We start from the raw sequence: 19,810 nt of genomic DNA, 5'->3' as shown, positions 1-19,810 counted from the left end.
GGTCATGATTGCCTTTCAGCGAACGGGTGCAGTGGTGGCTGGAACGGTGGTGGGGGCCGAGACCACGAACGCCCCGACCGCCTCGGCCCCCACCACCGTTCCAGCCACCACTGCACCCGTTCGCTGAAAGGCAATCATGACCACTCTCACCCAGGAAGCCGACGCCACGGCCGCCAAGGATCTCGAGCACCTCGAGATCCAGGGCGTGAAGAAGGACTTCGGCACCACCACGGCGATCGAGAAGCTCGACCTCTCGGTGCGTCAGGGCGAGTTCCTCTCCCTGCTCGGCCCGTCGGGCTGCGGGAAGACGACCCTGCTGCGGATGATCGCCGGGTTCGAATCCCCCACCGCCGGCCGGATCCTCCTGTCCGGTCGCGACATCGTCGGCCTGCCGCCGCACCGGCGTCCGGTGAACACGGTGTTCCAGTCCTACCTGCTGTTCCCGCACATGAACATCGCCGACAACATCGCCTATGGGCTCAAGCAGGCGAAGACGCCGAAGGCCGAGATCGCCGAGCGCGTTCGCGAAGTCCTCGCGCTCGTGCGGATGGAGGAGTTCGCGGGACGCAAACCCGAGCAGCTCTCCGGCGGGCAGCAGCAGCGCATCGCCCTGGCCCGGGCGCTCGTCAACCGCCCCGAGGTTCTCCTCCTCGACGAGCCGATGTCCGCGCTCGACCGCAAGCTGCGCGAGGAGATGCAGCTCGAGCTCAAGCGCCTCCATGCGAAGCTCGGCACGACGTTCATCTTCGTCACCCACGACCAGGAGGAGGCCCTGGCGATGAGCGACCGGATCGTCGTCATGTACGACGGCGTCATCCAGCAGATCGGCTCCGGCGAGGAGATCTACGCCCAGCCGGACAATGGCTTCGTCGCGGGCTTCATCGGCAAGCAGAACTTCGTCCCCGCCGAGGTGACCTCCACGGACTCCTCGGGCGCGCGGCTGCGGACGGCGAACACCGTGATGGAGACGCGGTCCCTGACCGCGGGCCCCGCCTCGGCGTCGGGGTCGCAGTCGGCACTGACCGTCGGTGACCGGGTCCGCGTCGCCATCCGCCCCGAGCGGATGCGCGTGGCCGCCGCCGGCGCCCACGACCCGGAGGTCAACACGGCACGCGGACACATCCTGTCGGTCTCGTTCCTCGGCGACGTCGTCCAGTACATGGTCCAGGTCGGGTCGAACGACGAGATCCTCGCCCGGGTGCCCGCCTCCGGATCCCAGCTCCTCCAGGCCGGCGCCGAGGTGGACCTCAGCTGGGACGCCGACGCCGTGGCCGTCTACGCCGTCGAGGACGGTGCCTGAGATGACGAATGATGCCGATGTCCGCTTCCTGGCCCCGCGCACCGCGGCCGCCCGGCTGAGCAGGCGGGCGCTGCTCGCCGGCTTCGGGGTGGCGGGCCTGGGCGCCCTGAGCGCCTGCTCGCGGACGACGAAGATGGCCGCCTCCCCCGCCCTGGACGGCGAACTCGAGTCGAAGCTCAACCTCTACACCTGGGGTGACTACGACAACCCCGCCCTCATCGACGCCTTCAAGTCGCAGAACGACGTCCTCGTCCAGGTCGACTCCTACGGGTCGAACGAGGAGCTCATCGCGAAGCTCGCGACCTCCCGCGGCACCTCCGGGTACGACGTCGTCGTGCCGACCGGCTCGAACATCCCGAAGATGCTCAAGCACAACCTGCTCCAGGAGCTCGACTTCGACCTCATCCCGAACTTCGAGCACGTCGACCCGAACTTCACCCACCAGTACTTCGATCCCGAGAACAAGTACTCGGTCTGCAAGGCGTGGGGAACGACCGGCTACGTCTACGACACGACGAAGATCTCGCGGGACATGACGAGCTGGCAGGACTTCATCGACGTCGCCCAGGACGAGGCGGCCGGCACGACGTCCCTGCTCGAGGACCCGTGGGAGGTCGCGGCGATCGCCCTGGCCGCGCTCGGGTACAGTCTCAACACCGAGGACGAGGCCGAGCTCGAGGAGGCCCGCACGCTCATCCTCGAGAAGATCGCCCCGAACACCAAGGCGTACATCGGCAACGTCGCCACGGGCATGATCCAGGGCAGTTTCACTCTGCTCCAGGCCTTCAACGGCGACGCCCGGCAGGGCATGTCGGAGGTCGCGAGCCCGGAGAACTGGAAGTTCGTGTTCCCGACGCCCTCGGCGAACCTGTGGATGGACTGCTGGGCACTGGCCACGGGGGCGCCCCACCCGGACGCCGCCCACGCATTCATCAACCACATGCTCTCCCCGAACACCGCGATCGACCAGCTCGACTACATCGGCTACCCGATCGGCATCAAGGGGCTGGAGGAACTCGCCGCCGGGGCGGACCTCAGCCTGCCCGAACTCATCTTCCCGACCCAGGAGGTCCTCGACCGGCTCGAGGCCAGCAAGCAGACACCGGCCGATCAGATCAGGACATCGATCTTCGCCGATGCCCAGGCAAGGAGCGGAGCATGAGCACTCAGACCACTGCCGAGACCTCGACGCGGGTCGGAGCCCCGGCCGCAGACGGACGACGGCCCGATCGCGGGAGGAAGTCGGACCGGGTCGCCACCCGGGTCTTCGGTGCTGCGGCGATGTCGTTCCCGACCTGGGCCTACGTCCTGTTCTTCTTCGTCGCGCCGGTCGCCCTCGTCGTGTTCTACAGCTTCGGCTACAAACCCGATGAGTTCACCGCCGTCGCCACCGACCAGCTCTCCCTCGACCGGTACCCCGAGGCGATGTCGGGCGCATTCGTCACGACGTTCTTCGCGACCCTGCGGATCTCCGTGCTTGGCACCATCCTGTGCCTGCTCATCGCCCTGCCCTTCGCCTACTGGCTGGCGATCAAGGTCTCCCCGGCCCGGCGCTCCCTGGCGTTGGCGCTGGTCATGGTCCCGTTCTGGACGAACTTCCTCGTCCGCACCCTGGGCTGGCAGATCATGCTCTCCCCCGAAGGCTTCCTGTCGAACTGGATGCAGGGTCTGGGACTCCTCGACGGTCCGCTCGACATCCTCTACACGCGCACGGCCGTGCAGATCGGCGTCGTCTACAACTATCTGCCGCTGATGATCCTGCCGCTGTTCGTCGCCATCGACGCCTCCGGCCACAAGCTGCGCGAAGCCAGCTACGACCTCGGCGCGGGGAAGTTGACGACGTTCCTCAAGGTGACGCTGCCGATGGCGATGCCGGGAGTCGTCTCGGGATGCCTGCTCGTCTTCATCCCGCTCAACGGCGACTACGTCACCGCCACCGTGCTCGGCGGCGCGAGCGGGTCGATGATCGGCCAGCTCATCGCCAATCAGTTCACCACCGCGCAGAACTGGGCGCTGGGTGCCGCCATGGCGATGATCCTCATCCTCGCGACCCTCGCGGTCGTGGGCATCGGCTTCGCCCTCCTGTGGCTGGGCCAGAGGATCGCAGCCAGGATCAACAGTGTCCAGCTCACCGAGGGGAGGGTCTGAGATGGCCGGGAAGAACACGTTCGCCAGGCGGACGCCGACGGACATCGCGCTCCACGTCTGGGGCACCATCGTCTTCATCTACCTGTTCGTGCCGATCGCCGTCATCGTCGCGTACTCGTTCAACAACGGAAAGGTGCTCGCGAACTTCCAGGACTTCGGTCTCGGCGCCTACATCAGCGGCATCAACAACGACGTCATCATCTCGTCCGTCGTCACCAGCCTCCAGGCGGCGCTGGGCACCGCGGTCGTCGCGACGATCTTCGGCACCCTCGGCGGAGTCGCCCTGGCCCGGTCCAGGAGGGGCGCGTGGTGGGCGCTGGGGCTGACCGCTCTGCTCGGCCTCACGCTCGTCACGCCGGAGATCGTCGACGGCATCTCGTTCCTGCCGTGGTTCGTCACGGTCGGGGTCGACTGGGGCGTCACCCCGCTCAACAACGGGCTCGTGCGCCTGATCATCTCGCATGCGATGTTCTCGATGGCGATCGTCACCTTCATCGTCCGGGCTCGGCTCGCTGGCATCGACACCCGGCTCGAGGACGCCGCCGCCGACCTCGGCGCGACGCCGTGGAACCGGTTCAAGGACATCACCCTGCCGATCGCGGCTCCCGGCATCTTCGCCGGCGCGCTGATGTCGTTCACCGTCAGCCTCGACAACACGATCCTCTCGAGCTTCGTCCAGCAGCCCGGCTACACCCCGTGGCCGGTCTACATCTTCTCCGCGGTCCGGGTGGCCCTGCGGCCGGAGGTGGCGGCGATCTCGACGCTGATGTTCCTCCTCACCCTGCTCGCGCTGGCCTTCGTCGGATTCGTCCTGCGCAGGTCCGGGGGAAGCTCGACGGAGATCATCAAGACCATGGCCGCCTGAACCGGCGACCTCGCCGAGGTGGGGGTCGGAGTCCCTGCCCTCACCTCGGCGCCCTCCCGCACCTCCGCACCCCCACCGTCGACAAACCGCACATCGCAACTCCGCACCCCCACCGTCGACCAACCGCACACCGCAGAAAGTGAAGTGACACATGGACGTCCACGCCGCATTGGCCGACGCTTCCACCGTCCCGTACTGGCTCGACACCGACGAACGCCCCACTCCCCTCCCGCCGCTCGAGACCGACATCGAAGCCGACCTCCTCGTCGTCGGCGGCGGATTCACCGGGCTGTGGACCGCGCTGCAGGCCAAGGAGCGTGACCCGGGACGGCATGTGGTCCTGGTCGAGGCGAACTCGGTCGGCTGGGCCGCCTCGGGGCGCAACGGCGGATTCTGCGCCGCCAGCCTCACCCACGGATACGACAACGGCGCGTCCCACCTGCCGAAGGAGAACGACCAGCTCGCCCGGCTGGGCCGGGAGAACCTCGACGCGATCGAGGCGGCGGTCGCGAAGTACCGAATGGACTGCGAGTTCGAACGCACCGGTGAGCTCGATGTCGCGACCGAGGACTACCAGGTGCCCGCCCTGCGGGATGCGCACGACCCGGAGAACGGCTTCATCTTCTACGATCGCGACGAGCTCGCCGAGATCGTCAGGTCCCCGACGTACAAGGCCGCCCTCTGGGACTCGCGCGAGGTCGCGATGGTCCACCCGGCGAAGCTGTGCTGGGAGCTGCTGCGCGTCATCCGGGAGCTCGGCGTCGAGGTCTACGAGGGCACCAAGGTCACCGATGTCAGCGATCAGCGCTTCACCGTGCGGGTGAGGACGGAACGGGCGACGATCACCGCGAACCGCGTGGCCCTGGCCACGAACGTCTTCCCCTCGCTGCTCAAGCGGGTCAGCCTCCACACCGTCCCGGTCTACGACTACGCACTCATGACCGAGCCGCTGTCCGAGGACCAGTTGGCCGCGATCGGCTGGGAGGGACGCCAGGGCATCGGCGACTGCGCCAACCGCTTCCACTACTATCGGCTGAGCGCCGACAATCGCATCCTGTTCGGCGGGTGGGACGCCGTCTACCACTACGGAAGGCAGGTGTCATGGAAGTACGACCAGCGCGAGGAGACGTTCGAGACCCTCGCCGAGCACTTCCAGCAGACGTTCCCGCAGCTGGCCGATGTGAGGTTCACCCACAAATGGGGAGGCGCGATCGACACCTGCTCCCGGTTCTTCGCGTTCTTCACCACCGCCTACGGGAGGAAGGTCGCGATGGCGGCCGGCTTCACGGGCCTCGGCGTCGGAGCGTCCCGCTTCGCCGGCACCGTCATGCTCGATCTCCTCTCCGGAGAGGAGACGGAGCTGACCCGGTTGGAGATGGTGCGGAAGCTGCCCCTGCCGTTCCCGCCCGAACCTGTCGCCTGGCTCGGCATCACGATGACGACGAAGGCTCTCATCAGGGCGGATGAGAACGAGGGGCGGCGAGGTCCGCTGCTCAGGGTCCTCGACGCCGTCGGCATGGGCTTCGACTCCTGACGTCCGGTCGGCTGCCCGTGGGAGGCCCTTCCGCCCTTGATAGACTGGGATCGAGCGCGGGAGGTCCTCCCGAACACTTTCACAAAGGAGCAGTGGACGCATGGCACGTGTCGTCGTTGAGGTGATGCCCAAGCCCGAGATTCTCGACCCCCAGGGCAAGGCGATCTCCGGTGGGCTGTCCCGACTCGGATTCACCGGCTTCGGCGAGGTCCGGCAGGGCAAGCGCTTCGAACTCGAGGTCGACGGTGACATCACCGATGACGTGCTCGCCCAGGCTCGCGAGGCCGCGGAGAAGCTGCTGTCGAACCCCGTCATCGAGAACGTCGTGTCCGTCCACGCCCTCGAGGACGCCTGATGACCGGCACCACCATCGACCCCGCCGTGTTCGCCGGAGCCGCTGACGCCGAGGCGACGGGAACCACGGCGCCGAGGATCGGGGTCGTCACGTTCCCCGGGTCCCTCGACGATCGCGACGCCGCCCGCGCCGTTCGCCTCGCGACCGCGACACCGGTCAACCTGTGGCATGCGGACTCGACGCTCGAGGGCGTCGACGCCGTCATCCTGCCCGGAGGCTTCTCCTACGGCGACTACCTGCGCTGCGGCGCCATCGCCCGCTTCGCTCCGATCATGGAGGCCGTCGTCTCCGCCGCGAACGCGGGGATGCCGGTGCTCGGCATCTGCAACGGCTTCCAGGTGCTGTGCGAATCGCACCTGCTGCCGGGTGCGCTCATCCGCAACGATCACCAGCACTTCATCTGCCGGGATCAGGACCTCCTCGTCGAGAACGCCGATACCGCGTGGACCTCCGACTACAGCCAGGGCCAGACGATCCGGATCCCGCTGAAGAACGGTGAGGGCGGGTTCGTCGCCACCGACGACGTGCTTGATGAGCTCGAAGCCACTGGCCGCGTCGTCTTCCGATATCAGGGGCTCAACCCCAATGGCTCCCTGCGCGACATCGCCGGGATCGCGAACGAGCGCGGCAACGTCGTCGGCCTCATGCCGCACCCCGAGCACGCCGTCGAGGCAGGGTTCGGCCCCGAGGACGGCAGCGGAGTCGACGGCCGCGGGATCTTCACCTCGGCGGTGCGTGCCCTCGTCGACAACGGCTGAGACGCCTCGGTCCTCACGCGCTTGACCCGGAGTTCCTCCGGGCGGCGACGATCGCGCCGATGCCGAGCAGGATGAGGACCGCTCCCGCGACGACGCCGGTGATCTCGGCGCCCGTGCGCGGGATCGATGCCGATTGGTCGGAATCGCCGGGCCGGCCCGGACCCTCAGTCGAGCTGCTGATGACCGTGAACGACCCGTCGAGCACGGTGTCACCACAGGTGGCCGCGACAGAGTAGCTGCCGACATACGCTTCCGGCCTGTCCTCGAGCCCGAAGACCCTCACCGAGGCGGTGCCCACCTCGTCGACGTCGACGGTCCGATCGAAGAGCAGGGTCCTCGGCTCGGTGCCCCAGACCTCGAAGCGCACGGATTCGCGCCCCGACCCGCAGCTGCGGGCCGTGAGCATGACTCCCCTGTCCCGGCGGACGAAGTCGGCCCCGCTCACCGTCGTCGGGTCCACGGTGAGTGTCGGGTCGATCGTGTCGCCGCCGTTCGGCGTGACCGTGAGCGACGTCTCGCCGGTGACCTCCGAACACGTGGCGCGGACGATGTGCTCGCCGATGAAGCCGTAGCCGTCGTCGATGTCGGGATCCACCTGATACGTGGCCTCCGCGGCGCCCTCGCCATCGGCCGTCACGCTCGTCTCCCAGGTCGTCGTGTCCGGGTCCTCGGCGAGGGCCGCGTGCAGCTGGATGTCGGTGTCCGGCTCGCAGCCGGTCACCGCCACGGTGGCTCCCGCGTCGCGGAACTCGCTGAGAGGCATCTGCGCCGGTGTGAGTGCGACCTTCGGCGCTGCGCCGCTCGGGGTCTCGGCGATGATCTCCACGCTGCCCTCGAATGTGGCGGAGTCGACGCCGTCGCGGTCGACCGTGACGGTGAAGTAGAGGCGCGTACCGACCTCGGGTGAGGAGTCGTCGACGATCGTGCCGTCGAAGGTCCCGTCCTCGGCCACCGTCGTCGGACCGTCGCCGAGGCTGGGGGTGATGACGTCCCCGGCCCGCAGCCCCTCGATGGAGTACCGGATGCCGCTGTCGGGGTCGGCGAGCTCCTCCGGGGTCAGCTGGGGTGTGTGGAGGAGGAACACCGCGTCGATCGGTTCGGCGGAGTCGGTGGATTCGGTCGAGTCGGAATCTTCCGTCGGCTCAGCCTCGTCGGTCGGCTCGGCGTCCTCGGTCGGGTCTGGGTCGCCCGTCGGGTCGGTGTCCTCGATTGGATCTGGGTCGCCGGTCGGGTCGGTGTCCTCACCGGAGAGCGATGAACGTTCGGTGTCCTCCGGACCCGCTTCGGCGGCCAGCGGGCCCGCGGCGCCGGAGGCGACGATGCCCATGCTCGGAGAGTCGGCTGCGGCCACCGGGACCGCTCCGAAGGCGACGAGCCCGAGTGCGATGGTCGCCGCCAATGCCAGCCGTCTCATGTTGACCCCTCCAGCGAAGCGATTCGTGCACCAGTGCGGTGATTCGCACAATACGCACAACGGACCCGCTTGCCGACTATTGGTCATTGAGTTCATGAAGGAATCGAGATGGAGAAGAGTGCCTCATCGGCAACGAATCGGTATCAACGCGCATCTGCAGGTGACCTTGTCGGGGTCTCTGCGACGAAAGGGTCACCGATCACATGGTCGACGCATCGAGACGGTCACGACTTCGTGGGATCCACGTCGACGGCTTCGGAGAATCGTTATCCTCCCTCCGGAGACGCCACTGCCCCGGGGTCGACGCCCCGGGGCAGTGACATCCGCGATTCGGCGCCGATTCCTCGGTGCCGATTCCTCAGCGCGGATTCCTCGACGACGGTTCCTCAGCCACGCTCTCGAGCCTCGTCGGAGCCGCGCTCTCGAACCTCGTCGGCACCGAGTTCTCGATCCTCATCGGCATCGCGCGCCGCCTCGACCACGGCGTCGGCCACTGCCGTTCCGGCCGGCCTCGCCGACCCTTCGGCTGTCGACGCCGCCTGCGCGTCCGTGCTTCCGTCAGCAGCGGCCTCGTCCGCACCCGAGTCGCCCTCCGCGGCCGGCGCACCGGTGACGGCTGACGCCACGGCGAGGGCCGGCGCACCGATGCCGGCCGCGTCGGCCGCCGCCTCATGGGCGGCGACTCCCGGTTCGGCCTCGGACTCGGCGAGCACCTCGGCGGTGAAGTGCTCTTCGGCGTCCTCTCCACGGAACTGGGTCATGTAGAGCCGGTGGTAGGCACCCTCGGCCGCGAGCAGCTCCTCGTGGCTGCCGTGCTCGACGATGGCCCCGTTCTCCATGACGAGGATCGTGTGGGCATCGCGGATCGTCGACAGCCGGTGGGCGATGACGAACGACGTGCGATCGGTGCGCAGCGCCGCCATCGCCTGCTGCACGAGCACCTCGGTGCGCGTGTCCACCGACGACGTCGCCTCATCGAGGATGAGCAGCGATGGGTCCGCGAGGAACGCCCTCGCGATCGTGATCAGCTGGCGCTCACCGGCGGAGACGCTGCCCGAATCCGAGTCGATGACCGTGTCGTAGCCATCGGGCAGCTGCCTGACGAACCTGTCGACCATCGTCGCCCGGGCGGCGTCGACGACCTCCTCGTCGGTGGCGTCGAGCCTCCCGTAGCGGATGTTGTCGCGGATCGTCCCCTCGAACAGCCAGGCGTCCTGGAGCACCATGCCCACGTGCGACCGCAGGTCGGCGCGGGTGAGCTCCCGGATGTCGATCCCGTCGAGGCGGATGGTCCCGCCGCTGATCTCGTAGAACCGCATGACCAGGTTGACCAGCGTCGTCTTGCCGGCGCCGGTGGGCCCGACGATCGCCACGGTGTGTCCGGGCTCGGCCGTGAAGGAGACCTTCTCGATGAGCGGGGTGTCCTCCTCGTAGCGGAACGTGACGTCGGAGAACTCCACCCGGCCCGGCGTGCGGGCAGGCAGGGTCTCGCGTGCGTCGTCGGGCTCCTCCTCGTCGGCGTCGAGGAGCTCGAAGGTCCTCTCCGCCGAGGCGACTCCCGACTGGAGCATGTTCGCGACGCCGGCCATCTCGGAGATCGGCTGCGAGAACTCCCGCGAGTACTGGATGAACGCGGTCGCATCACCGAGGGTCATCTGCCCGGAGGCGACCTTGAGCCCGCCGGCGACGGCGATGAGGACGTAGCTGAGGTACGAGACGAACTGCATCGCGGGCATGATCATGCCCGAGACGAACTGCGCCCCGGCCGAGGCCCTGAACAGTTCGTCGTTGCGTCGGTCGAACTCGGCGAGCATGACCTCGTCGCGTCCGAAGGCGCGCACGACGTCGAGCCCCGAGAACGACTCCTCGACGTGGCCGTTGACCGCGCCGGTGTGCTTCCACTGGGCCTTGAACAGCTTCTGAGACCTCACGCCGATGACTCCGGCGATGATGCCCGACAGCGGCAGCGCGATGAGGGCGAGCAGAGCGAGCTGCCAGGACACGATGAACATCATCACGCCGATGCCGATGATCGTCAGCGCCGACTGCACGAGCTGCGAGAACGCCTGCTGCAGCGCCTGCTGGATGTTGTCGACGTCGTTCGTCACCCGGGACATCACGTCCCCGCGCTGCCGCGTGTCGAAGTAGCGCAGCGGCAGCCGGTTGAGCTTGCGCTCGATGTCCTCGCGCAATCGGTAGACGACCCTCATGACCAGGGCGTTGAGGATGTATCCCTGCGCCCACATGAGCATCGAGGCGACGAGGTACATGAGGAGGACGATGATGATGATCTGCCCGAGCGCCGTGAAGTCGATGCCCTGACCGGGCACGACCTCGGCGGTGGCGAGCATGTCGGCGTAGTCGTGCTCCCCGGCCGCGCGCGCCTCGGCGATGATCGCGTCGATCGAGGCGCCCGCGGGCAGCTGCGATCCGATCACTCCGGAGTAGACGATGTCCATGGCACGGCCGAGGACCTTCGGGGCGATGACGGTGAGGACGACGGATCCGACGACGAGCAGGACGACGTTGATCAGTCCGACCTTCTCCGAGCGCATGAGTCCGAAGAGGCGCTTGACCGACGGCCAGAAGTGCTTGGGCTTGCGGGCGGGGGTGCCGCCGAACATGTCCCCTTCGTCTCCCTGGGGCACGTACTCCTCGTCGACGGCCTCGTCGGCCGTCACGGTGTCGTTGGCGGTCAATCAGCTCACCCCTTCCGTGGACAGCTGGGATTCGACGATCTCCTGATAGGTCGGGTTGGTCTCGACGAGCTGGTCGTGGGTGCCCTGGCCGACGATCCGACCCTGGTCGAGGACGATGATCTGATCGGCGTCGCGGATCGTCGAGACGCGCTGGGCGACGACCACGACGGTCGCGTCGGCGGTCGTCTCGCGCAGCGCCACCCGCAGCCGGGCATCCGTGGCGACGTCGAGAGCCGAGAACGAGTCGTCGAAGACGTAGATGCGCGGCTTGGCCGCCAGCGCCCGGGCGATGCACAGCCGCTGCCTCTGCCCGCCGGAGAAGTTCGTCCCGCCCTGCGACACGCCCTCCTCGAGCTGCTCCGGCTTGGCGGCGACGAAGTCGGCGGCCTGTGCCGTCGTCAGCGCCTCCCACAGCTCGTCGTCGCCGGCATGCTCGCTGCCGAAGCGGAGGTTCGAGGCGATCGTGCCGGAGAACAGGTAGGGCTTCTGCGGCACGAGGCCGACGAGCTGGGCGAGCTGATGCCGGTTGAAGGCGCTGACGGGGACGCCGTCGATGCTCACCCGGCCGGACTGCGGGTCGAGCAGCCTCGGGATCATGTTGACGATCGTCGACTTCCCCGCTCCGGTGGAGCCGATGATCGCGGTCGTCGTGCCCGGGCGGGCGGTGAAGCTGAGGTCCTCGATGACGGGGACCTCGGCGCCGGGATAGCCGAAGGTGACCGATGAGAACTCGAGCTCGCCTCGGCGCGGGAGCTCCTCGACCCCGTCCGGGATGACCATCGACGAGGTGGAGGCGAGGACCTCCGAGATGCGTTCGGCGCAGACGACGGCACGCGGGATCATCATCATCATGAACACGCCCATCATCACGGCCACGAGGATCTGCAGGAGGTACTGGAGGAACGCGGTCAGCGACCCGACCTCCATCTGTCCCGCGTCGACGCGGTGGCCGCCGAACCACAGGACGGCGGCGGTCGCGAGGTGGAGGATCATCATGATCGCGGGGAACATGAGCACGAAGAGGTTGCCGACCTTGACCGAGGTCTCGGTCAGCGCGCGGTTGGCGTCGGCGTACCGGTCGGTCTCGAACGGCTCGCGGACGAAGGCGCGGATGACGCGGATGCCGGTGATCTGCTCGCGCAGGACGCCGTTGATGTCGTCGACCTGGTCCTGCATGCGTCGGAACAGCGGCATGAGGAGGACGACGAGGATGCCGACGACGATGAACAGGGTCGGCACGGACACCCACACCAGCCAGGACAGCCCGACGTCCTCGCGGAGGGCCATGATGATGCCGCCGATGCACATGATCGGCGTCGAGACCATGAAGTTGAGGGTCATGAGGACCAGCATCTGCACCTGCTGGACGTCGTTGGTGTTGCGGGTGATGAGGGTCGCGCTGCCGAACTTCCCGACCTCGAGGGTCGAGAGCTCATCGACCTTGCTGTAGATGGACCGGCGCAGGTCGCGCCCGACGCCCATCGCCGCTCGCGCGCCGAAGTAGATCGCGGTGATGGCGGTGACGACCTGGACGAGGCAGACGAGGAGCATCGTCATGCCGGTCGCCCAGATGAAGTCGGTGTCGCCCTTGGCGACGCCCTCATCGATGATGCGGGCGTTGAGGCTGGGCAGATAGAGGGCGGCGATGGTCGAGGCCAGCTGCAGGACCACGACGAGGACGATGGAGAGCCAATAGGGTTTCGCGTATTTCAGGGACAGGCGTAAGAGAGCCACAGTGAACGTCCTGGGGATTAAGGGGAGCGATTGTCAACTGTCGTGAGAGCAACACATCATCTTACATCAGTTCTGCGACCTTTCAAGAGCTCCGGCGGAATTCCTTGGACCCACATCCCACCACGAGGCACTGACACGACAGCGTGCCTCCACGCCAGACGTCGGCTCCCCCTTAGGCTGGTGGCCATGAGCACAACATTGCAGGATCTGGTCAACAGCGCCGTCTTCCTCTCCACGGAGATGCAGTCGCATTTCGGCAGGCTCATCGCCGACGCGTCCTGGGACGTCGACTTCACCGCGGATCCGCAGCTGACGTTCTCCTCCGAGGACGGGACGCTGCGGACGCGCCCCCACCTGCTCGGCTCCGAGTCCCACGGCACGTGGCTGTGGGGGTGGGAGAACATCAACGACTTCCCCGAGCCTGTGGTCGCCGTGTCCCATCGGGTCCGCCGGTTCGGTGCCGGGGAGGGCGTTCCGGAGCTGACGACTCCCGAGCTCGAGCTCGACGACGAGCTGGCCCTGCGTCTGACCCTGGCGGCGAAGGCGGCGACCGGGATGTGGGCCCACTATCCGGCCGCGGCCGGCGCGGGCACGACCGTGTGGCTGCTCGTCGAGGCCCCCGAGCTCGCCCTGCCCGCCCCGCGGGTCAAGGCGACGGTCCGCGCCCTCATGCAGGGGCTGACCCTGACCACCGTCGACGATCATCGGGCCGCTCTCGAGGCCTATGTGGCCAGGCGCGGAGTCCCCACGGTCGCTCTGCCCGACGACGGGATCCGCCTGCTCTTCTCCGACGGCTCCGCCGACCTGTCCTTCGACGAGCAGCGGCGGATCTCCAACTGCGAGGTCCAGTCCCCGCTCGAGGGCGAGGCCGCCGAGCAGTTCGCCTCGTCCGACGCTGCCGGGGCGGGTACGGGTGCCGCCGGGGCAACCGCAACCGGTGCCGCCAGGGCGGGTGCGTCCGCCGCGGGCGCGGGGGCAGTGGGTGCGCCCACAACCCGTGCGGCCGAGGGTGCCGGCGCCGAGGCGACCGCTCCCGGATCGGAGAAGACGGCCGAAGCGACCACCCCCGCAACCGAGAAGCCCGCCGAGGTGCCCGCACCTGCCTCCGAGGAGTCGTCCAAGGCAGCGGAGACCGAGGCGGCGGAGACCCGCCGACCGGTGGGAGACGAGCAGGAGCAGCGCACCGAGGTGATGGATGAGCGCGAGCGCGCCGGGACTCTGGCGGTCGGAGATGCCGCCGAGGAAGCCGCCGCCCGTGACGAGGCAGCTGCCCGGGAGCAGGTCGAGGCCGACGCGACGCACGAGGAGACCACCGCAGGAAGCGGGCCCGCCGACCGGCGGCCGGGCGCAGCGCGTGACGAGGCCGCAGCCGGCGACGAGACCGAGGCCGCCCGCGAGGACCAGACCGAGCAGCCGAAGAAGAAGAAAGGCCTGTTCTCGAAGCTCTTCGGCCGCTGACACTGCTGCCTCCGGCGCGATCGGACCTCGCCTCCATCAGCCCTGGATCCATACATCTGTTCCGGAACGGATGTATGGATCCAGAAGTGATGCGGTTCCGTCAGGAACGCCGGAGCGCACATTCCGCTGGAGCCGCGCCACCGGCGACTCCACCGCCGGCGGGGGCTAGTCCGCTTGGGCGGCGTAGGACTCCTTCGCCTTCCGCGGCACGAGCACGACCGGCACCGGCGAGTGCTTGATGATCTTCGCGGCCCGTGACCCCAGGGACAGCCGGGTCAGCGGACCGAGCGTGCTCGACCCGACGAGCAGCACCTCGGCGTCCTTCCAGCCGATGGCGCGCACCGCGGTGTCCCAGTCGGGACCGACCCCGACCACGACCTCGGAGGTGCGGCCGCTGAGCTCGTCGGCGTCGTCGAGCAGCTCGGCGGTCTGGCTGCGGATGACGTCGGTCCACTCACGCACGAGCTGATCCTCGGCGTCGACTCCCGATCCGGCGCTCACCCCCGTGATCGCCGACTCGGGACGCGGAGCGAACGCGGCGATGCGCAGCACGGCTCCGGCCAGGCCCGCCACCGCCGCGGCCCCGCGGACGAGTTCTGCCGCGGTGCTCGATCCGTTGAAGGCCGCAGTCACGCGCTGCAGCGTCGGGACCGAGGGCAGCTCGAACCCAGCCGGTGCGATGGCGACGGGCAGCTCCGCGGACTGGAGCAGACCCGTCGACACGGAGCCCAGGCGGATGGTGCCGGGTTCGCTGTCCTCGGCCGAGCCGACGACCAGTCGCATCGCATCGACCTCGGCGCAGACCTCGAGCAGCCCGCGGCGGATCGAGCGGGCCTCCCGGACGAGGGTGCGGACGTCGACGTCGTCGGGGACGAGCCGGGCCGCCTCGGCGAGGACCTCCTGGGACACCGCGACGATGTGACCGCGGTACTCGGTGTCGATCCGGGGCAGGATCAACGGCGAGGCGACGGCGCTGACGGCGACGAGGACGAGCGGCCGCGAATAGGACCGGGCCAGCAGGACGCCGAGGCGGACGGCCGGAGCGTTGTCGTGCCCGGGGGCGACTCCGACGACGATGCTCATCGGGCAGCCGCCTCGGTGCCGGTTTCGAGCTGCCGGCCGAGCACCGAGTTCTTCCGCCCGGTGAAGAAGTACCAGACGAGGAACACGGCGGTCCAGACGGCGAAGACGATGATGGTGATCGGGCGCAGGTCCTTGATGATCCACAGGCAGCCGATGACCGACAGGATCGGGATCACCGGGTAGAAGGGAACCTTGAAGGAGCGCTCGAGGCCCGGCTCGCGCCGGCGCAGGACCATGACCGCGATCGACACGACGATGAACGCTGCGAGGGTGCCGATGCTCGTCATCTCCGCGAGGAAGTTGATCGGCAGGACGCCGGCGAGGATGGCGACGACGACCGCGACGATGATCGTGTTGGGCACCGGGGTCATGGTGCGCGGGTGCACGGTCTGGAAGATCTTCGGCGCCATGCCGTCCTTCGACATCGCGAACAGGATGCGTGTCTGCCCATAGAGGACGACGAGGGTGACGGAGAAGATCGAGATCACCGCGCCGATGGCGACGATGGTGCCGGGCCAGGAGGCGCCGATGATGTTCTCGAGGATCGCCGACAGGCCTGCTGACTGCCCGTCGAACTTCTCCGGCTCCTGGGCGCCGATGCCGGCGATCGCGACGAGCACGTAGACGGCGGTGACGATGATGAGGGCGGAGATGATCGCGATGGGCAGGTTCCTCCGCGGGTTCTTCGCCTCGTCGCCGGCGGTGGCGACCGCGTCGAGGCCGACGAAGGAGAAGAAGATGATCCCGGCTCCGGTCATCACCCCGCTGAAGCCGAAGGGAGCGAAGTCGGCGAAGTGGTCGGCGTTCCAGCCGGTCAGGCCGACGGCGACGAAGAAGATGAGCACGGAGATCTTGACGATGACCATGATCGTGTTGGTGATCGCCGAGTGCGAGGTGCCGCTGATGAGCAGGAGGGCGCAGAGCAGGATGAGGATGACGGCCGGCAGGTTGACGATGCCGCCCTCCTCAGGGGCGTAGGACAGTGCCTCGGGCAGCTGGAACCCGAAGAGGTTGCCGAGCAGCTGGTTGACGTACTGGGACCAGCCGACGGCGACGGCAGCGGTCGAGACGCCGTATTCGAGGAGCAGGCAGGCGGCCACCCCCATCGCGGGCAGCTCGCCCAGTGTCGTGTAGGCGTAGGAGTAGGACGAGCCGGAGACGGGAACGCTGCCCGCGAGCTCCGCGTAGCACAGGGCGGAAAGCCCGGCGACGACGGCCGCGATGACGAACGACCAGATGACGGCGGGGCCGGCGATCGGCACCGCTTCGGAGAGGATGAAGAAGATGCCCGTGCCGATCGTGCCTCCGACACCGATCATGGTCAGCGGGAACAGCCCGATGCTGCGTTTGAGGCCGCGTTCGTCGTCCTCGGTGCCTCGAGCCGGAACCGGCTTGACGCGGAACAGCTGCTCTTTCAATGTCGACATGGTGTGGGTCCAGACTTCTTTGTCGGTTCGTCGCCCAGGGCTCGGAACGTCGTTCGGATCGGTCAATGCCGGCTTCGCGCCGGCGGTTCAGTTCCGGCTTCGCGCCGGCGGTTCGGTGCCGGCACCTGTGCCGGCGGCTGCGACGGCCGCCCACCTCGGCGGCCGTCGCCGGGGCACTCAGTCCTCGACGATCACGCGGTAGCGCGAGAGCGAGGAGTCGACGGCGCCGCGGACGTATCCGGTCGGCGACGACGACACAGCGTCGAGGAAGGCGACGGTCTCGGAGGTGATCTCCTCACCCGGCAGGACGTTCGGCACACCGGGCGGGTAGGCGGCCAGGGCGTCGGCGGAGATCCGGCCGATCGCCTCGGCGGCGGGAACCACCTCGGTGGAGGCGAAGAATCCCTCGCGGGGAAGCAGTCGCATCCGTCCGGGGGTGGGCAGGGCGGGGAAGTCCTCGGCGGCCGAGAACTCGGCCCGGGCCTCCTCGGCGGCCTCGGACTCGATGACGGCGACGAGTGCGCGGTGGACGGCGTCGACGTCGGGGGTCTTGCCGGCGCCGATGACGGCCACCAGCGTCGTCGCGGTCGACATCTCGAAGTAGATGTCGTGTCCGCCGATGAGCTGGTCACGCACCCAGTGCGCGCTCAGTCCGGTCGCGGAGAGGTCGATCGGCACCCGCAGCAGATCGGTGTCGACGATGTCGTCGAAGGCCGTGAACGTCTCCCCCACGTCGCTCATCCTCTCGTCGGCGGCGATGAGCTCGCGGAAGCGGCAGGCGGTGAGGATCGAGGCACCGATCGCGTCCTCGTTCGTCGCGAGGCTGCGGCGGGCGATGTCGAGCGATCCCATGAGCAGCGCCGACGACGAGGTCGAGGCGGTCATCGCGAACGCCCGCTCGACGAGGGGTTCGAGGACATCGGCGAACGGACCGTCGCCGAGGTGGAGCATCGCCGACTGCGTGAGCGATCCGGCGAGCTTGTGCGTCGAGGAGACGACGAGGTCCGCGCCGAGGCGGGCGGGCGACTCGGGGAGGCGCGGGTGGAACCCGAAGTGCGGACCCCACGCCCCGTCGACGATGAGCGGTGCGCCGAAGGAGTGCGCGATCTCGCTCAGCGCCCGGACGTCGGCGACCGAGCCGAAGTAGCTCGGGGAGACGATGTAGACCGCCGAGGCGGGCCGACCGCGATCCTGTGCCTCGCGCAGTGCGGTCTCGAGGGCCTGCGGGGAGACGCCATGGGCGATGCCGTTGCGGGTGTCGACATTGGGCAGGACGTAGCTGGGGTGCAGTCCGGCCAGCACGATCCCATCGCTGAAGCTCGAGTGCGCGCTGCGCTGGGAGAGGACGTTCTCGCCGAGTCCGCGCACGGCGAGGGCGACGGTCCGGTTGGCCTGGGAGGCGCCATTGGTGAGGAACCAGGTCCGGCGCGCACCCCAGGCGTCGGCGGCAAGGGCCACGGCTTCGTCGAAGGGAGAGTCGTCCTCGAGGTCGACGCCGTCGAGCAGCATGGGGATGTCGAGGCGCAGCGCGCGTTCCCCGATGAAATCGGACAGGCCGGTGCTCATCCCGGCATCGGTGCCGCCATGGCCGGGGACCATGAGCTGGATGGGTCCGCGTCCGGCGAACTCTTCGAGCGCCTCGGCGTAGGGGGCCCGATCCTGATCGAGTCGGAAGCAGCTGTGCTCCCGGGTCGACGAGGTGGTGCGAGCGACCCGGTCGACGGTGTCGAGCTCGTGGGGCAGGGTGACGGTCTGTGATGACGATTCCAGCATGGTTCCATCTTCGGCCCGGGAACCCGGCGGGGTGAATCCCCGTAAAGACTGCCGAGCACCATAGAGGGTATGGTGCGCCGGCGTGAAACGCCGTCCGACGGACCTAGACTCGTCTTATGCTTGATCTGCGGCAACTCATGGCGCTGAGGGCGGTGAGCCTCACGGGCTCTGTCACTGCCGCCGCTCGTCAGCTGGGCTGGAGCCAGCCCTCCGTCGACTATCATCTGCGCAATCTCGATCGGCTCGTCGGCACTCCCCTGCTGCGCCGATCCACTCGCGGGTCGACGCTGACGCCGGCGGGCACGATGATGCTCGAGCAGGGCAACCGCATCCTCAACCTCAGCGAACGAGCGCTCAAGGACGTCCGCGCGCATGCCGCGACGGGAGCGACGCGCCTGCAGTTCGGCGCCTTCCCCACGGCCGCGGCCTTCTTCCTCCCCTCGATCGTCGGCCTCGCCAAGGATGTGGGCATCCACATCCAGAGCACGCTCGAGGAGTTCGGGCAGCTCGTCTCCCACATCAACCGCCATGAGTACGACGTCGTCCTCGTCTACTCGGTGCCCGGATACGACCTGCCCTTCGCCCCGGACATCCAGACCACCGAGGTGTTCCGGGATCCCCTCTACCTCGCGCTGCCGCAGTCCCACCCGCTGGCTGTGCCCGAGCCGATCGATCTCGAGACCCTGCTGACGTTGGATGAGGAGAACTGGCTGTTCGGGTCGACTCCCGACGACCCGATGGATCTCGTCGTCATCGACGCCTTCCGGGCGGCCGGGCATTCTCTCGAGGTCGCGTTCCGCACGGACGACTTCTCGGTCATGCTCGGGATGATCGGGGCCGGGATGGTCATCGGTCTGGTGCCGAGCATGGCGGCGGGCAACGCCCCTGCCGGTGTGGTCCTCCGGCCGATCGCCGAGCCCCGGTTCGCCCGGTCCCTCCTTCTTGCGGCTCCAGCGGTGGGGCCGGGCAAGGAGCTGCCGCCGACCGTCCGCCGGTTCGCCGCAGTGGTGAGGAAGGCCATCACCGAGGTGGAGGCCGGCTAGCGCCGGTTCCATTGATCCGGAGGATCCGACCGATGGGGAGGGGAAATGAGAATGGCCCCTCGCGGCCAGCCCCGCTCTTCTCCGAGGAAGAACACGACTGGACACGAGGAGCCACTCAAGTAAATTTTGCGGCGGTCACTTACTCTCCCACAACCACCAAGTTGCAGTACCATCAGCGCGAATGGGCTTAGCTACCGGGATCGGAACGGTTAACCGGGC

At 68.3% G+C, this 19,810-nt stretch carries 15 protein-coding genes and 1 rRNA gene; 9 read left to right on the top strand and 7 right to left on the bottom strand.

Going from position 1 to position 19,810, the window contains the following annotated elements:
• The first annotated feature begins 136 nt into the window (after nt 1–136).
• The 7 genes from DFO65_RS16725 (at nt 137) to purQ (ending at nt 6,960) form a co-directional block, all read left to right on the top strand.
• Nucleotides 137–1,300, top strand: a complete 1,164-nt coding sequence (locus DFO65_RS16725; RefSeq protein WP_113905588.1) for an ABC transporter ATP-binding protein — start codon at nt 137–139, stop codon at nt 1,298–1,300.
• A gap of 1 nt (nt 1,301) precedes the next feature.
• Nucleotides 1,302–2,462, top strand: a complete 1,161-nt coding sequence (locus tag DFO65_RS16720) for a polyamine ABC transporter substrate-binding protein (RefSeq protein WP_113905587.1) — start codon at nt 1,302–1,304, stop codon at nt 2,460–2,462.
• Nucleotides 2,459–3,448, top strand: a complete 990-nt coding sequence (locus DFO65_RS16715) for an ABC transporter permease (protein ID WP_113905586.1) — start codon at nt 2,459–2,461, stop codon at nt 3,446–3,448. Before DFO65_RS16720 ends, DFO65_RS16715 begins: the two co-directional genes overlap by 4 nt.
• A 1-nt stretch (nt 3,449) precedes the next feature.
• Complete coding sequence (locus DFO65_RS16710; protein WP_113905585.1) at nt 3,450–4,313, top strand: ABC transporter permease; 864 nt, start codon at nt 3,450–3,452, stop codon at nt 4,311–4,313.
• Nucleotides 4,314–4,464: 151 nt separating this feature from the next.
• Nucleotides 4,465–5,847 (top strand): NAD(P)/FAD-dependent oxidoreductase, encoded by a 1,383-nt coding sequence (locus DFO65_RS16705; protein WP_113905584.1) that lies wholly within the window; start codon nt 4,465–4,467, stop codon nt 5,845–5,847.
• Nucleotides 5,848–5,947: 100 nt separating this feature from the next.
• The gene (gene purS, locus DFO65_RS16700) at nt 5,948–6,202 is read left to right on the top strand and encodes a phosphoribosylformylglycinamidine synthase subunit PurS (RefSeq protein ID WP_113905583.1); all 255 of its coding nucleotides are present in this window, start codon (nt 5,948–5,950) and stop codon (nt 6,200–6,202) included.
• A complete protein-coding gene (purQ, locus tag DFO65_RS16695; RefSeq protein ID WP_113905582.1) occupies nt 6,202–6,960 on the top strand; it encodes a phosphoribosylformylglycinamidine synthase subunit PurQ in 759 nt (252 codons plus the stop codon). Before purS ends, purQ begins: the two co-directional genes overlap by 1 nt.
• Nucleotides 6,961–6,973: 13 nt before the next feature.
• On the opposite strand, the gene DFO65_RS16690 is transcribed toward purQ, so the two are convergent.
• From DFO65_RS16690 to DFO65_RS16680, 3 genes are all read right to left on the bottom strand, one after another.
• Nucleotides 6,974–8,374 carry an ICP22 family protein gene (locus DFO65_RS16690; RefSeq protein WP_147233393.1) on the bottom strand — a complete coding sequence of 467 codons (1,401 nt, stop codon included), beginning with the start codon at nt 8,372–8,374 and terminating at the stop codon, nt 6,974–6,976.
• 386 nt (nt 8,375–8,760) lie between these two features.
• Nucleotides 8,761–10,998 carry an ABC transporter ATP-binding protein gene (locus DFO65_RS16685; RefSeq protein WP_245940849.1) on the bottom strand — a complete coding sequence of 746 codons (2,238 nt, stop codon included), beginning with the start codon at nt 10,996–10,998 and terminating at the stop codon, nt 8,761–8,763.
• Nucleotides 10,999–11,073: 75 nt separating this feature from the next.
• Nucleotides 11,074–12,807, bottom strand: coding sequence for an ABC transporter ATP-binding protein (locus tag DFO65_RS16680; protein ID WP_113905580.1), 1,734 nt, complete (start codon nt 12,805–12,807; stop codon nt 11,074–11,076).
• A gap of 186 nt (nt 12,808–12,993) precedes the next feature.
• Here DFO65_RS16680 and DFO65_RS16675 point away from each other — a divergent pair, with 186 nt between their 5' ends.
• Nucleotides 12,994–14,265: a DUF6882 domain-containing protein gene (locus DFO65_RS16675; RefSeq protein ID WP_113905579.1), complete on the top strand. Its 1,272-nt coding sequence runs from the start codon at nt 12,994–12,996 to the stop codon at nt 14,263–14,265.
• A gap of 165 nt (nt 14,266–14,430) precedes the next feature.
• Here the strand turns inward: DFO65_RS16675 and DFO65_RS16670 are convergent, their stop codons facing one another.
• The 3 genes from DFO65_RS16670 to DFO65_RS16660 all read right to left on the bottom strand — a co-directional run bounded on the left by DFO65_RS16670 (nt 14,431) and on the right by DFO65_RS16660 (nt 18,548).
• Nucleotides 14,431–15,348, bottom strand: a complete 918-nt coding sequence (locus DFO65_RS16670) for a universal stress protein (RefSeq protein ID WP_113905578.1) — start codon at nt 15,346–15,348, stop codon at nt 14,431–14,433.
• Nucleotides 15,345–16,775, bottom strand: coding sequence for an amino acid permease (locus DFO65_RS16665; RefSeq protein ID WP_113905577.1), 1,431 nt, complete (start codon nt 16,773–16,775; stop codon nt 15,345–15,347). The genes DFO65_RS16670 and DFO65_RS16665 overlap by 4 nt, the downstream gene beginning before the upstream one ends.
• 177 nt (nt 16,776–16,952) lie before the next feature.
• On the bottom strand, nt 16,953–18,548 hold the full coding sequence (locus DFO65_RS16660) for an aminotransferase class I/II-fold pyridoxal phosphate-dependent enzyme (RefSeq protein WP_113905576.1): 1,596 nt from the start codon (nt 18,546–18,548) through the stop codon (nt 16,953–16,955).
• A gap of 116 nt (nt 18,549–18,664) precedes the next feature.
• Here DFO65_RS16660 and DFO65_RS16655 point away from each other — a divergent pair, with 116 nt between their 5' ends.
• Nucleotides 18,665–19,591 (top strand): LysR family transcriptional regulator, encoded by a 927-nt coding sequence (locus tag DFO65_RS16655; RefSeq protein ID WP_113905575.1) that lies wholly within the window; start codon nt 18,665–18,667, stop codon nt 19,589–19,591.
• 126 nt (nt 19,592–19,717) lie between these two features.
• Here DFO65_RS16655 and rrf read toward each other — a convergent pair.
• Nucleotides 19,718–19,810: ribosomal RNA gene (gene rrf / locus DFO65_RS17475) — 5S ribosomal RNA — on the bottom strand; the annotation flags it as partial.

Origin of the sequence: Brevibacterium sanguinis (assembly GCF_003315415.1) — a bacterium.
Taxonomy (GTDB): Bacteria; Actinomycetota; Actinomycetes; order Actinomycetales; family Brevibacteriaceae; genus Brevibacterium; species Brevibacterium celere_A.
Note: the sequence above shows the minus strand (reverse complement) of the source record. Positions and strands in the feature narration are given on the sequence as shown.